This is a genomic window from Sphingomonas sp. R86521, from assembly GCF_042466235.1.
Lineage (GTDB): Bacteria > Pseudomonadota > Alphaproteobacteria > Sphingomonadales > Sphingomonadaceae > Sphingomonas.
Genome location: NZ_JAXHBY010000001.1, coordinates 1,662,493 through 1,677,300 on the forward strand (window position 1 = coordinate 1,662,493; position 14,808 = coordinate 1,677,300).

General features: G+C 67.4%; 9 protein-coding genes. 3 read left to right on the forward strand and 6 right to left on the reverse strand.

Features of this window, described 5'->3' with window-relative positions; genetic code table 11:
- Position 1: 1 nt before the first annotated feature.
- The 6 genes from xylB to SJY20_RS07850 form a co-directional block, all read right to left on the reverse strand.
- Positions 2 to 1,447, reverse strand: a complete 1,446-nt coding sequence (gene xylB, locus SJY20_RS07825; RefSeq protein ID WP_380786118.1) for a xylulokinase — start codon at positions 1,445 to 1,447, stop codon at positions 2 to 4.
- A complete protein-coding gene (locus tag SJY20_RS07830) occupies positions 1,447 to 2,559 on the reverse strand; it encodes a glycoside hydrolase family 43 protein (RefSeq protein WP_380786119.1) in 1,113 nt (370 codons plus the stop codon). The genes xylB and SJY20_RS07830 overlap by 1 nt, the downstream gene beginning before the upstream one ends.
- Before the next feature lie 162 nt (positions 2,560 to 2,721).
- Complete coding sequence (locus tag SJY20_RS07835) at positions 2,722 to 3,489, reverse strand: SDR family NAD(P)-dependent oxidoreductase (RefSeq protein WP_380786120.1); 768 nt, start codon at positions 3,487 to 3,489, stop codon at positions 2,722 to 2,724.
- 20 nt (positions 3,490 to 3,509) lie between these two features.
- Entirely contained in the window at positions 3,510 to 4,652 is a 1,143-nt protein-coding gene (locus SJY20_RS07840) for a fumarylacetoacetate hydrolase family protein (RefSeq protein WP_380786121.1), read from the reverse strand.
- Between the two features lie 77 nt (positions 4,653 to 4,729).
- Complete coding sequence (locus SJY20_RS07845) at positions 4,730 to 6,373, reverse strand: glycoside hydrolase family 43 protein (RefSeq protein WP_380786123.1); 1,644 nt, start codon at positions 6,371 to 6,373, stop codon at positions 4,730 to 4,732.
- Positions 6,370 to 8,367, reverse strand: coding sequence for a glycoside hydrolase family 9 protein (locus SJY20_RS07850; RefSeq protein ID WP_380788608.1), 1,998 nt, complete (start codon positions 8,365 to 8,367; stop codon positions 6,370 to 6,372). Before SJY20_RS07850 ends, SJY20_RS07845 begins: the two co-directional genes overlap by 4 nt.
- A gap of 754 nt (positions 8,368 to 9,121) precedes the next feature.
- On the opposite strand from SJY20_RS07850, the gene SJY20_RS07855 reads away from it, so the two are divergent.
- From SJY20_RS07855 to SJY20_RS07865, 3 genes are read left to right on the forward strand one after another with little or no spacing between them, the layout of a single operon-like run.
- Positions 9,122 to 10,720: an alpha-N-arabinofuranosidase gene (locus SJY20_RS07855; protein ID WP_380786124.1), complete on the forward strand. Its 1,599-nt coding sequence runs from the start codon at positions 9,122 to 9,124 to the stop codon at positions 10,718 to 10,720.
- 6 nt (positions 10,721 to 10,726) lie between these two features.
- Positions 10,727 to 13,090: a glycoside hydrolase N-terminal domain-containing protein gene (locus SJY20_RS07860; protein ID WP_380786125.1), complete on the forward strand. Its 2,364-nt coding sequence runs from the start codon at positions 10,727 to 10,729 to the stop codon at positions 13,088 to 13,090.
- Complete coding sequence (locus SJY20_RS07865; RefSeq protein WP_380786126.1) at positions 13,087 to 14,652, forward strand: glycoside hydrolase 43 family protein; 1,566 nt, start codon at positions 13,087 to 13,089, stop codon at positions 14,650 to 14,652. Before SJY20_RS07860 ends, SJY20_RS07865 begins: the two co-directional genes overlap by 4 nt.
- Positions 14,653 to 14,808 lie beyond the last annotated feature (156 nt).

Genomic DNA, 14,808 nt, shown 5'->3' on the forward strand with positions numbered 1-14,808 from the left:
CCTAGGCTTTGGGGGTTATGCGGGAATAGGCTTGGCGGAACGCCGCCTTCTTCTCGGCGAGCGCCGAGACGAGGGCAGGATCGGGGGCGATGCGGTGCGAGACGGGGGGCGCGACGCAGACGGTCGCGGGATCGCCGCCGTCGACCGCGAGCTGGGCAAGACGCGCGGCGCCGAGTGCGGGGCCGACTTCGCCGCCCTGGAGATAGACGAGCTCGACCTCCATCGCAGCGGCGAGCGTCTCGCCCCAGTAGCGCGATCGCGCACCGCCGCCGATTACCGCCAGGCGATCGATGGTGGTGCCGGCTTCGCGCAGCACGTCGACGCCATCGGCGAGCGCGAACGCGACGCCCTCGAGCACCGCCTGCGACAGGCGACCGGCATCGGTGTCGTTGTCGAGGCGGAGGAACGCGCCGCGCACCTCGGCGTCGTTGTGCGGGGTGCGTTCGCCCGACAGATAGGGGAGGAAGAGTTCGGGACCGCTGGCTGGGCCCGCTGCCTCGGCGCGCGCGAACAGTTCGGCCGGGCCGGACGCGCCGGTGATCCGCGCGACCCAATCGATGCAGGACGCCGCGGACAGGTGCACCGACATCTGGTGCCACATCCCGGGCAGCGCGTGACAAAAGGCGTGGACGGCACGGTCGGGATTGGGGCGGAACTCCTTCGTCGCAACGAAGATCACGCCCGAGGTGCCGAGCGACAGCAGCGCGTCGCCGTCCGCGACCACCCCGACGCCGACCGCGCCCGCGGCATTGTCGCCGCCACCGGCTGCAACGGGCACCTGTGGCATGCCCCAGAGTTCGGCGATCTCGGCGGTCAGCGTGCCGGTGACCTGCGACCCTTCGTACAGCGTCGGCATCTGCGCTTGCGTCAGCCCGCACGCCGCCAGCAGTTCATCGCTCCAGCGGCGTTCGGCGACGTCGAGCCACAGCGTGCCCGCGCTGTCGGACAGGTCGGATGCCTTGTCGCCCGTCATCTGCAAGCGGACATAGTCCTTCGGCAGCAGCACCGTCGCGACCTTGGCGAAGATGTCGGGTTCATGATCGCGCACCCAGAGCAGTTTCGGCGCGGTGAAGCCCGGCATCGCGATGTTGCCCGATATCGCGCGCAGGTTCGGCACCGCACGCTCTATCGCTTCGCACTCGGCGAAGCTGCGGCCGTCGTTCCACAGGATCGCGGGGCGCAAGGGGCGGTCGTCGGCGTCGAGCAGGGTCGCGCCGTGCATCTGCCCGGCGAGCCCGACCCCGCGGACCGAGCGGCGGACCGCGGGGTCGATCGCCTGGACCGCAGCTGTAGTCGCGCGCCACCACGCGTCCGGATCCTGTTCGGACCAGAGCGGGTGGGGGCGCTGCACGGTCAGCGCGGCGGTGCCTTGGCCGACGACGCTGCCGGCTTCGTCGAGCACCACGGCTTTCACGCCCGAGGTGCCGATATCGATACCCAGGAACATCAGTTGACGAACGGATCGATGGTCGGGATCGAGCCGTCGGGCGCGAACTTCAGTTCGGTGACCTTGACGTTGCGGAGGTGGTTCTTGTTGCTGAGCTGCGTATCCGCATAGAATAGCCACCATTTCTTGTTCCATTCGATGATCGAATGGTGGCTGGTCCAGCCCTGTACCGGCTTGAGGATGTGGCCCTTGTAGGTGAACGGGCCGTAAGGGTTGTCGCCGGTGGCGTAGTTCAGGAAGTGCGTGTCGCCGGTCGAGTAGGTGTAGTAATATTTGCCGCCGCGCTTGAAGACCCACGACGCCTCGAAGAAGCGCTTCTCATGGTCGCCGCCGAGCACCGGCTTGCCGGCCTCGTCGAGGATCTGGACGTCGCGCGGGGTTTCGGCGAAGCTCTTCATGTCGGGATTGAGCTTGGCGATCTTGCCCGAGAGCGCGGGCTGGTCGTCCTGCTTCAGATCGGTGTCGGAGCCGTTGGCGTCGAACTTGCCGTCCTTCCAGCGCTGAAGCTGGCCGCCCCAGATACCGCCGAAGTACATGTAGCTGGTGCCGTTGGCGTCGGTGAACACCGCGGGGTCCATCGAGAAGCTGCCGGCGATCGGCTTCGGATCCGCCTTGAACGGGCCGACCGGGCTATTCGAGGTCGCGACGCCGATCCGGAAGGTGCCTAGCCCGTTCTTGTCGAGCTGCTTGTCGCGGACTGGGAAGTACAGGAAATAGGTGCCGTTCTTGTAGGCGGCATCCGGTGCCCACATCTGCTTCGACGCCCAGGGCACGTCCTTCACGTCGAGCGCGACGCCGCCGACCGTCACCGGGCCGCCGATCCGGTCCATGCTCAGTACGCGGTAATCGCGCATCGCATATTGGTTGCCGAGGTCGTCGTCGGCGATCTTCACGTCGATGTCGTGGCTGGGATAGACGTAGATCTTGCCGTTGAAAACATGCGCCGACGGGTCTGCGGTGTAGATGCTCGTCACCAGCGGCTGCGACAGATAGCGCTTGCCGTCGGGGCTGCGCGGCGCCTGGCCTGCGGGGGGCGCGGTCTGGGCGATCGCGACCGTCGCGGAAGCCGCGATGGTCGCTCCGGCCAGCGTAAGGGCAAGCGTGAAGCGCATTTCCGTATCCTTCCTAGGTCGCCTTCTGACGAGGCTGCAACGCGTTACGCGTCTGGATAGCGCTACCATACGAACCGCGCCGCGATCTAGCAAGCGGCGCGCGGCCCCGTACGATGAATGTGGTTCACGGTTCGTGGGGGCGGTTCGTGGGCTGCCGGTCGTTCAGCGCCAGCCGGCATCCATCCAGTAATTGTGCGCGGTGCACATCCGGGCGTCGTCGGAGGCGAGGAACAGCGCCAGCGCGGCGATGTCGGCGGGCATGATGCGCCCGTCGAGGCACTGCGCGGCGACGATCTCCGCCTCGCCCTCCGGCGTGTACCATTTCTCCTGGCGCGGGGTCTTCACGTTGCCGGGGATGATCGCGTTGACGCGGATGTTGTCGCGGCCGAGGTCGCGCGCCAGGCTGCGCGTCAGGCCTTCGATCGCGGCCTTGGCGGTCTGGTAGAGGATCAGTTCGGGCAGGCCGAGATGCCAGCTGATCGATCCGAAGTTGAGGATCGATCCGCCGCCGGCCGCCTTCATCGCCGGGATCACCGCCTGCGCGGCGAAGAACTGGTGGCGCAGATTGACGTTCATCCGCTCGTCCCAATAGGCGGGCGTGACCTCGGCGATGGTGTGGCGGTCGTCGTTGGCGGCGTTGTTGATCAGCACGTCGACGCCGCCGAGTTCGGCCTGCAACTCCGCGAACACGCTGACGAGCGCATCGAGTTCGGTCAGATCCAGCCGGCGGAATATGGGTAAGTACGCGACTTCGCCCAGGCTGTCGATCAGCGCATGGCTCGCCTCTTCGGCGACGTCGACGAACGCGACCTTGGCGCCCTGCCGCGCGAACGCCTCGACCAGTCCCGCGCCGATGCCCGATCCGCCACCGCTGACGATCACGCGCTTGTCGCGGAGGGAAGGGTAGGTCGCGCGGTTGGATTCGGTCACGGGGGTCTCCGGTATCTGGGTCATGCCGACAGCAGTCCGCGGGCAGCGAGGTTGCGGATCAGGGCGGTCAGGCCGAACGTCCAGGCGGGCGCGGCCTTCGAGGTGGTGACGGCGTTGACCAGCCGCCCCAGCTTCGGCGTTGCGATCGCGACGGTATCGCCGACCTTGTGGGTGAAGCCCTGGCCGGGGACGTCGCGGTCCTGGGTCGGCGCGAACAGCGTACCGAGGAACAGCACGAAGCCGTCGGGGTATTGATGCTCGCTGAGCGACTGGCGGATCAGGTCGTCGGGATCGCGGCTGATCTGGTTCATCGAGCTGGCGCCGTCGAGCGTGTAGCCGTCGGTGCCCTCGATCCGCAGCGTGATCTCGGCCTGGCGGACGTCGTCCATCGTGAAGCCGTCGTCGAACAGCCGCACGAACGCGCCGAGCGAACAGGACGCGTTGTTGTCCTTGGCCTTGCCGAGCAACAGCGCCGAGCGGCCTTCGAAATCTCGCAGATTGACGTCGTTGCCCAGCGTCGCGCCGACCGCGCGACCGCTCGGCTCGACCAGCAGCACGACTTCCGGCTCTGGATTGTTCCAGCTCGAGTCCGATCGGATGCCGACCTCGGCGCCCCAACCGACGCTCGACAGCGGTGGGCCCTTGGTGAAGATTTCCGCATCGGGACCGATCGCGACCTCGAGATATTGCGACCACAGGCCTTCGTCGATCAGCGCCTGCTTCAACGCCGCGGCTTCGGGCGATCCGGGCACGACCGCGCGCATGCTGCCGCCGATCCGCCCTTCCAGCCGCGCGCGGACATCGGCAGCGGCGCCTGCGTCGCCGCGCGCCTGCTCCTCGATCACGCGTTCCATCGCCGACACCGCGAAGGTGACGCCTGCCGCCTTGACGCATTGCAGGTCGATCGGGCTGAGCAGCTTGACGTCGCCGTCGACCGACAGGCCGATCGTATCGAGCGCGCCGATCGCTTCGCCCTGCGCGGGATCGAACGCGCCGTTCGCGACGAGTTCGGCGACGGTCGGCGCGACCCGGACCATGTCATGGACAATGCCATCAACGACCAGCACCGGGCAGGGGCCGTCGCCGCGATCGATGCGACCGAGCCAGCGGCCGGTGCGCCAGTCGCTGCCGAGTGCGTCGGCGGGATCGAAGGATATGGGCACGATGTTACTCCATGGTCGGGGCGGCGGTGGCTGGTACCGCTAACGGCTGGTCGGCGGCGGGGGAAGTCGAAACGCGGTCATTGGACCCAAGCATAGGGCCCGACCAGCGTACCGACAAAACCGCCGGCGGTTTTGGTGCTGAGGATGCGGGCGTCGACGGTGCCGGCCAGCGTCCGCTTGCCGCCGGCGCCAGCATAGTCGAACGCCATCGTGCCGCCATCGGCGCGGATCGTCAGCGTGACCGGACCGGCGGTCATCGGGGCGGAGGCGACCAGCCGTTCCTTGCCCTGGTCCGCGGTGTACAGCGCGACCACCGGCTTGCCGTCGATTCGCGTGACGCCGAAGAACACATAGTTGGCATCGCTCTGCACCGCGGCGAGGCCGGCGCAGTCGCCGTCCTTGTCGGGGGTGAAGCGGACCGTGGTCGTCATCGTCGCGATCGCATGCTGCTGGCGCCGCCCGACGAACGCGGGAACACCCGTCAGGTCGCCCAGCCGGGTGCCGCGGCCGAGGACGAGGTTGCCGTGATCGAGCCGGTAGAACGGCGTCTTGGGCGTGCGGATGCCGACCCATTGCAGCCCGAGCGTGCTGCCGCCGAAGCCATCGACATAGCCGAAATCGCCGCTGGTCGGGATCGGTCCGGGCGTCCCCAAGGGCAGGCGCGGCCGGGTAGCGACGAACGGGATCGGCTGGCCCTTTGGCAGGATGATCGGCCACCCGTCGCGCCACGTCACCGGCAGCAGGAAGGTCTCACGCCCGATATTGTAATAGTCGCCCTCATAGGGACGCACGCCGAGGAAGGTCGCGAACCAGTCGCCGTTCTGCGTCTGCACCAGCTTGGCATGACCCGACGAGGTGACCGGGTTCGCCCGCGTCGGATCGAGATCGCGCTGCGTCAGGATCGGGTTGTCCTCATAGGGGATGTAGGGCCCCCGCAACGCCTTCGACCGTAGCACGACCTGCGAATGGTTGACGCTCGTCCCGCCCTCGGCCGCGGTGAGGTAGTAATAGCCGTCCTTGCGGAAGATGTGCGGGCCTTCGATCCAGACCGGCTTCTTCGCAATGTCGACGCCGCCGTTGATCAGCTGCGTGCTCTCGCCGACCATTTTCCCCGCGCGCCAGTCGAACTCCTGGATCCAGATCGCGCGGTGGCCGTCGTAGCGCGGGGCCTCCGCGGGTGCGCGGTTGTTGACGATATAGGCCTTGTCGCCCTCCCAGTAGATCGACGGGTCGATGCCCTCGAACGGCAGCCATGTCGGGTTCGACCACGGCCCCGCCGGGTCCTTCGCGGTGATGACGAAATTGCCTTTGCACGCGACGCAGGTGTTGACGATGTAGAACACGCCGTCGTGGAACGAGATGTCGGGCGCGAACACCGCCTGCGACGTCCGCATGCCGGTGAAGTCGAGCTGCTCCGGCCGGTCGATCGCGTTGCCGATCTGGGTCCAGTTCACCAGATCCCTCGACTTGAAGATCGGCAGGCCAGGGAAGTGCGCGAACGACGACAGGACGAGGTAATAGTCGTTACCGACACGGGTCACCGACGGATCGGGGTAATAGCCTGACAGGATAGGGTTGCGGTACTGGCCGGGACCGACCTTCACCTGTTCCTGCGCGTGACCGTCATAGGCGAACTGGCTGAACCGCGGTGCATCGCTTGCCGATGCCGCCGAGCAAAGCGACAGGACTGATAACGCGGCGATCTTGAGGGCGATCTTCATTTGGCGGTCCCTTGTGCAGCCGGAGCGGTCGCGAGTTCCTGCGCGGCTTGCGCCAGCTCGATCCACATCGCGCCCTCCGGGATGACATATTCGTTTTCGCCCCAGAAGAACGGCCAGTCCTCATGGTTTTCGGGAAAGTCCGGCTTGATGACCAGCACCCCCGGCACCACGCCACCCGCGATGAACGAGAAGTCGGCGCGGTTGTTGCCGTAGGCGACCTCCTTCGACACGGTGCCGACCGCGGACACGAACGACACGTCCGAGGCGGGGTGATGCCCGACCAGGAATTCGAGCCCGCGGAACACCGCGTCCGCCGGCATGATCTCCGGGAAGGCCTTGTGCAGCGTATAGGCGTTGAGCGCGGTCGCCATCACCGTACCGCTGCCCGCCCAGCCGCCGGTGGTGATCGGCACGCCGAACGGATTGGCCTTCGCCGCGGTCTCCGTGGCGGCGGCATAGGCGCGCACCGCCGGGATCATCGCGGCGCGGTAGCTCGGCGGCATCGACGGGATCGCGGCGACCGCATCGCGCAGGTTGAACGCAAAGCTCTTCTCCATTGCCGGCCACAGCGCCTGGACCGCCGCGACGTATTTCGGATCGCGCGTCGATCGCAGCAACTCGACCGCGGCCGCGAATTTCTCCGCCTCGATTGGGCCACCGGTGGTGTTGCCGTGCTGGTACAAATCGGGGGCGTGGCCCTGTTCCTCGGTCCAGATTCGGACGGCGATCCCCAGCGCCTTCTTCGACAGCACCGGATCGACCTCGGCGAGGGCGCGCGATGCCGCGGCGAGTCCGGCGATCGAGCCGTAGTTCAGCGCCGACGCCTTGGTCGTGAACGCCCAGCGATCGTCCGGCGTGCCGCTGCGCCCACCGCGTTCCTCGCCCAGCTTGAGGGCAGGGTCGTAGACCAGCCCGTCGGTCTTGGTCGAAGCGTCGCCCAGATGGGTGTATTGCGCGACGTCGGGCTCGACGATGCCGTGGATCGCGTGGCCGACCGCATCGAACTGCGCGACCAGTTGCAGCGTGCCGTGACGGATCTGCTGGACCAGGTCGGGGGTGCCGTCGGGGACGTGGATCTCGGTCTTGCGGCGGGCCCAGTCGATCGACGTGGTGTCGCGCATCGGGTGCCAGCGTTCCCAGCTGTCGACCAGCGAACGGATCACCTGATATTGCGACTGGGTGCGGATGTCGTAGTCGCCGGCGTCGAACCAGCCGCCGACCGCCAGCCCGGGGATATGCTCGCCCGACTTGTAGGGCGTGTCGGTGGTCGGCCCCTGCGCGTACAGGTCGATATGCTCGTGGTTGACCGGCGCCTGGCGTGCATCGTCGCGGTGGGCGTCGCCGTGCCAGACGCGGTAGCCCTCGTTGACGAACATATGGTCCATCGCGACCGGGAAATAGACGTCGAGCGTCGGGTGCCACGCCCCGGCATAGACGTCGGCCCCGATCCGGAACGGGGCGGTTCGCGTCGTGCCATAATCGAGGACGTAGGTGCCCGGCTGGCGCACTGCGCTGAAATCGAGCTGGAGATAGCTGTAGCGCAGATAATCGCCCCAGCGTGTCGCCTGCGGGGTCCGCACCGGCGTGAAGCTGCCGTCCTCGCCGACGCGCAGCAGCCGTGCGGACTGCACGCGGCGGTCGTTGCGATCGAGCTCGATCGTCGCGACTTTCCGCGCATCGGGCGTGTAGCCGAGCTGCGAATGCGCGATCACTGGTGGGCGCAGCCAGCCAGGGACGCTGTTCGGCTGGATCGTCCATTCCAGGACCTTCCCTGTCCGGTCGGTCGGCAGCATCGACTGCAGCACGAACCAGCCATTCTGCGCCTGGTTGCGACCGTCGAACAATTGCACCTGCGCGGTCGACCGGATCGTCACCCGGCGCGCCGGATCCTCGGGCGCCAAGACGAAGCGGTTGCCGCTGGCGATCGCGGTCGGTTCGGCGCCCGGCCCCTCGGCACGACCGCTCGCGGCGTTGCGCTCGGGCGTCCGCGTCATCGCGTCGGCCGGATAGATCGGGAAGGTGCCGGCATTGCCGTCGGCCATGAAGCTGTGGTGGAAATAAGCGGCGGGCAGGAATTCCATGTTGAACCCGGCTTTCCCCGCCAGCGCGGCCGGCACCGACTGGTCGAGGATCACCGAGACCGCGACCGCGCCGCCGCGTGCTTCCGAGCGGACCTGGTAGCGCCATTTATAGTCCGGATATTCCAGCGTCACGGTGATCGCGCCGGTCGCGGCATCGACTTTCCGGTCGACCAATCGTCCGATCGCGTCCCACTGGCCCGGCGTCGACGACAGCCGGACATCGCCGTTAGTCGCGATCCGTTCGCCCTGCTGGATGATCTCGACGCCACTGATCTTCGAATCCGCGAACAGCCCGTCATACCAGTTGGAGAACACCAGGACGTTGGCGGCGGGGGCCTCGTAATAGCCCGCCGCGTTCAGCGTCAAATGGGGCGGGGGCGGTGCATTTGTCTGCGCGATCACCGGTGTCACGCTCGCCAGCAACAGTGCGATCACGCTCGATGCGGATTTGGCCGCCATTATCATCCCCTCTCTGTCGTCATGCGGTGTTGAATCCACCGGCTATCACACCGTTATAGCGCTAACATTCCGCTGCGCCAGCGTTTGCGTACGGATGATCGCCAAGCGGGAATCTTTGGCCGTTGACGGACGCGGGGTTTCTACTACTCCTACAAGTACGCAAGAAACATGGCCGCATCGTCAAGCGGTCGAGAGGGAGAGCCTGACCGTGAGCCATCGCACCATACAGCCGAAATCCGCGCGACCGCTGCGGCGCCTGATATTGTCGGTGTTGCTCGCGGGCGCCACCACGGTGCCGGCCTTTGCGCAGGACGACGCCAACCCCGCGGCCACCGCGACGCTGCGCGCGGACACGCCCGGTGCAGTCATTCACCGTGACGTGTTCGGTCAGTTCGCCGAGCATCTCGGCCACGGCATCTATGGCGGGATCTGGGTCGGCAAGGGTTCGAAGATCCCGAATGACGGTGGCTACCGCAGCGACGTGATCGCCGCGCTGAAGGCCGTGAACGTGCCGATGGTGCGCTGGCCCGGCGGCTGCTTCGCCGACGAATATCACTGGCGGGACGGCATCGGCGCGACCAAGGCGCGGCCGACCAAGGTCAACACCAACTGGGGCGGCGTCAACGAGGACAACAGCTTCGGCACGCACGAATATATGGGGTTGATGGAGCGGCTCGGCGCCAGCACCTACGTCTCGGCGAACGTCGGCAGCGCCGAACCCGCCGAGACCGCGCAATGGGTCGAATACATGACCGCCGCCAAGGGCACGACGGTGCTCGCCAAGGAGCGCGAGCGCAACGGCCATGCGGCGCCGTGGAGCATCCAGTATCTCGGCATCGGCAACGAGCTATGGGGTTGCGGTGGCAACATGCGCGCCGAATTCGCCGCCGACATGACCAACCGCTACGCGCAGTTCGCCAAGGCGGCGAACGGCAAAATGCTCAAGATCGCGAGCGGCCCGAACGAGTCCAACTATGAATGGACCGATGCGATGATGCGCATCGCGGGCAAGAACATCGACGGTCTGGCGCTGCATTACTACACCCGCCCGCGTGACAAGAAATGGAGCGACAAGGGCGCGGCGCTGGGTTTCCCAGAGCGCGAATGGGCGACGACGATGTCGCACACGCTGCAGATGGAAACCTTCATCACCAAGCATTCGGCGATCATGGACAAATATGATCCTGCCAAGCGCGTGATGCTCGCAGTCGACGAATGGGGCACCTGGTACGATCCGACGCCAGGGACCAACCCGGGCTTTCTCGAACAGCAGAATTCGCTGCGCGATGCCGTCGTCGCCGGGCTCAACATCAACATCTTCGCGCATCATGCCGATCGCGTGAAGATGGCGGCGATCGCGCAGATGGTGAACGTGCTGCAGGCGATGCTGCTGACCGACGGCGCGAAGATGGTGAAAACGCCGACTTACTGGGTGTACGATTTGTACAAGCCCTGGCAGGGCGCGACCTCGCTGCCGATCGAGCTGACCTCACCCTGGTATCACAAGGACGAGGTCGCGGTGCCCGCGGTCAGCGCATCGGCGGTGCGCGACACTGCGGGGCAGGTGCATGTCGCGCTGGTCAACCTCGATCCCAATCGCGCGATGCCGGTGACGGTGTCGCTCGCCGGGTTGCAGGCGACACAGGCGAGCGGGCGGATCATCACCGGCACCGCGATGGATGCGCACAACAGCTTCGACGCGCCCAACGTGGTGACGCCGCAGCCGTTCACGGGGGCGCAGGTGACGGGCGGGACGCTGACCGTGACGTTACCGGCGAAGTCCGTGCTGGTACTCGACCTGCGCTGACCGGCGGTGACCGGCGACCTCTCGCGGCGCACGGTATTGGAGGGGGCGGCGGCAAGCGTCGCTGCCCTCGCGGTCCCGATGCCGGCCTGGGCGGATGCGCCGACCCACGCGCAGATGCTCTGGTATCGCCAGCCGGCGACTGCCTGGACCGAGGCGCTGCCGGTCGGCAACGGGCGGCTCGGCGCGATGGTGTTCGGCGGTACCACCAGCGAGCGGCTGCAGTTGAACGAAGATACGCTGTGGACCGGCGGGCCGTATGATCCGGTGAACCCGGCGGCGCACGCTGCGTTGCCCGAAGTCCGCCGGCTGATCGACGCGGGGGCGTTCGCAGAGGCTCAGGTACTCGCCAACGCCAGGCTGATGGGCGTGCCTAAGACGCAGATGGCGTACCAGCCATTCTGTGATCTCCTGCTGGCGATGCCGGGGACGGACCCCGTGGAAAGCTATAGGCGCTCACTCGATCTCGACACCGCGGTTGCGACGACGAGCTTCACCGCCGGCGGTACGCGGTTCCGCCGCGAGGTGTTCGCAGCCCTCGGCGATCAAGTGATCGCGGTGCACCTGACCGCGGATCGGCCGTTCGATATCCAGATCGGCCTGCAATCGCCGCATCCCGACGCGACCGTCCAGGCAAGCGGTACAACGCTGACGCTTACCGGGCGCAACGGCGACCGCGCGGGGGTAGCGGGGCGACTGCGGTTCGCGGGACGGGCGGGGGTGTCGACTACAGGCGGGTCGATTATCGTTGAGGGCGACCGGCTGCACGTCCGCGGTGCTCGCGCGGTCACGGTGCTGGTCGCGCTGGCGACGAGCTATCGCCGGTACGACGATGTCGGCGGCGATCCCGACGCGGCGACGCGCACGACGCTCGATAGCGCGATGCGGCGCGGGATCGCCGCCATCCGCGCCGATACGGTGGCGGCGCATCGGCTGATGTTCCGCCGCGTCACGCTGGACCTCGGCCGCACGGCGATCGCCGACCGACCGACCGACGAGCGCGTCCGTGCCAACGATGCCGGTGCCGATCCCGCCCTCGTCGCGCTCTATTTCGATTACGGCCGCTATCTGCTGATCGCATCGTCGCGCGCCGGCAGCCAGCCTGCCACCTTGCAGGGTATCTGGAACGATCAGGTCAAGCCGCCATGGGAGTCCAAGTACACCGTCAATATCAATACCGAGATGAACTACTGGCCGGCGCAGGTGACGGCGTTGCCCGAATGCGTCGCGCCGCTGGTGCAGATGGTGCGCGAACTGGCGGAGACCGGCGCGCGGACGGCGCGCGACATGTACGGCGCGCGCGGCTGGGTCTGTCATCACAACACCGATCTGTGGCGTGCGACCGCGCCGATCGACGGTGCGCAATGGGGGCTGTGGCCGACCGGCGGGGCGTGGCTGTGCACGCATCTGTGGGAGCATTACGACTATGGTCGCGACCTTGCGCTCCTGCGCTCGGTCTATCCGCTGATGCGCGGCGCGGCGCTGTTCTTCCTCGATACGTTGCAGGTCGATGCGGCGACCGGCGCGCTGGTGACGAACCCGTCGCTGTCGCCCGAGAACGTCCATCCGAAGGGCGCGTCGATCTGCGCGGGGCCGGCGATGGACCAGCAGATCCTGCGCGACCTGTTCGATCAGGTGGGGCAGGCCGCCAAGCTGCTGGGTACCGATGCGGCGTTCGCGGCCGAGGTGGCGGCGGCACGCGCACGGCTCGCGCCCGACCGCATCGGCAAGGGCGGGCAGTTGCAGGAATGGCTGCAGGACTGGGACGCCGACGCGCCCGAGCCGCGCCACCGCCATGTCTCGCACCTCTACGGGCTGTTCCCGAGCGACCAGATCGATCTCGATCGCACCCCTGCGCTGGCCGCGGCGGCGCGGCGCTCGCTCGAGCTGCGCGGCGACGAATCCACCGGCTGGGCGACCGCGTGGCGCGCGAACCTGTGGGCGCGGCTGCGCGACGGCGACCACGCACACCGCATCTTGGCCTTCCTGCTCGGGCCGGCGCGCACCTATGCCAATCTGTTCGACGCGCATCCGCCGTTCCAGATCGACGGCAATTTCGGCGGCACCCGAGCGATTGCGGAAATGCTGATGCAGAGCCGCGGCGACGAAATCCTGCTGCTGCCCGCAATGCCGCGCGCCTGGCCCAGTGGATCGATCACCGGCCTGCGCGCCCGCGGGCGCTGCACTGTCGATGTCCGCTGGCACGACGGTGTCCTCGCCGAAGCCGTGGTGCGGACCGATCGGGCGGGACGACGGCGCGTCGGGCTCGGCGCCCACCACATCGACGTCGATCTGAAGCCGGGCAAGGTGTTGCGTCTGCGCGGTCCGGAGCTGGTGCCGTTATTCTCGCAGCATCCGGCGTTCGGCACATGAGAGCGGCGATCGCTGCGGCGCTGCTGCTCAGCGCCTCGCTCGCGTCCGCGCAGGTCTGGCGATCGGACCAGGGCGACGGGACGTTCCGCAACCCGGTGTTGTTCGCCGACTATCCCGATCCGGACATCATCCGCGTCGGCAGCGACTATTATTTCGCCACCACGACCTTTGCCAACACGCCCGGGATCACGATCCTGCACAGCCGCGACCTGGTGAACTGGACGATCGCGTCGCATCTGGTCGACCGGCTGGAGGGCAAGCCCGAATACGACCTGAAGGGCGGCAACGCGTATCGGCACGGGCTCTACGCCTCCAGCCTGCGCTATCATGCCGGCACCTATTACCTCGCCAACACGCCAGTCGGGCAAAAGACGCGGATCTGGTACGCCCGGGACGTCCGCGGGCCGTGGCGCTATCACGAACTGGAGCGCGAGGCGTTCGATCCCGGGCTGTTCATCGAGCCGGACGGCAAGGCGTATCTCGCCACCGCCAGCACCGCGGATGGCACGATCACGCTGCTGACGCTCGATGCCGGACTGGCGCATGTCGCCGATGCGCGGAAAATCCATTACATCAAGGGCGCGGAGGGGTCGAAGATCATCCGGCGCGGGGACTATTACTACCTGTTCAACGCGCTGCCGCCGCGGCTCGCGCTCAGTGTGTCGCGGTCGCACAGCCTGTTCGGGCCGTGGGAGACGCGCGACCAGATCGACGACAAGACCGGCGGGCATCAGGGTGCGCTGGTCGACCTGCCCGATGGCCGCTGGTTCGGCTTCGTGATGGAGGACAGCGGCGCGATTGGGCGGATGACGAACCTGAGCCCGGTGTTCTGGCAGGACGACTGGCCGGTCTGGGGCACGCCGGACGCGCCGGGTCGGGTGCCGCGTCGGGCGAAGAAGCCGATCCCCGGTGGTGCTTTTGCGGAGCCGGCGACGTCCGACGATTTCGCGCGGCCGAACCTCGGGCTGCAATGGCAGTGGAACCACAATTCGGAACCCCGCCGCTGGTCGTTGACCGAGCGACCTGGCTGGCTGCGGCTGCGTCCGACGGTGGCGACCGGCTTCTGGTCGGCGCGCAACACGCTGGTGCAAAAGGGGCAGGGGCCGGCAAGCCGTGCCGAAGTGAAGCTCGATATCCGGCATCTGACGCCCGGCGATCGGTGCGGGTTCGGGACGTTCGGGCAGTTCAGTGCGAACCTGACGGTGCAGCGTGGCGGGGACGGCAAGGCGGCGGTGGCGATGGAGGTGATCGAGGACACCACCGGTGGCCCGCGTACACAGACCCGCGCTACTGTCCCGCTTCCGGCTGGCGACGCGCTGTGGCTGCGCACCGATATGGACTTCACAACTGATCTCGGCCGGCTTGCCTATAGTCTCGACGGGAAGCGCTGGACCGGGTTTGGTGGCGATTTTCCGCTGGCGTTCGCATGGCGGACGGGGACGTTCCAAGGCGAGCAACTGGCGGTGTTCTGTTACGCGCCGGGGCCGAGCCGGGGATGGCTGGACGTCGATCGCTTCACGCTCTCCGCGTTGCCACCGGCCAAGCCCGAGCGGGTCCGCTGAGGGCAGGCTTGAGGAGGCGGGTTCACCGCAACCCACTCCCCGTCATCCTGACGAAAGTCAGGACCCAGGGTAACGCACGGTGTCGTCCGTGGCTTTGGGTCCTGACTTTCGTCAGGATGACGGACGTGGAGGGGGGGCAGCGTACGCCCGCCACCC

What these genes read in the sequence shown, in the direction of transcription:
- xylB (WP_380786118.1), bottom strand. Translation starts at nt 1,447, where the DNA reads ATGTTCCTGGGTATCGATATCGGCACCTCGGGCGTGAAAGCCGTGGTG.
- SJY20_RS07830 (WP_380786119.1), bottom strand. Translation starts at nt 2,559, where the DNA reads ATGCGCTTCACGCTTGCCCTTACGCTGGCCGGAGCGACCATCGCGGCT.
- SJY20_RS07845 (WP_380786123.1), bottom strand. Translation starts at nt 6,373, where the DNA reads ATGAAGATCGCCCTCAAGATCGCCGCGTTATCAGTCCTGTCGCTTTGC.
- SJY20_RS07850 (WP_380788608.1), bottom strand. Translation starts at nt 8,367, where the DNA reads ATGACGCGGACGCCCGAGCGCAACGCCGCGAGCGGTCGTGCCGAGGGG.
- SJY20_RS07865 (WP_380786126.1), top strand. Translation starts at nt 13,087, where the DNA reads ATGAGAGCGGCGATCGCTGCGGCGCTGCTGCTCAGCGCCTCGCTCGCG.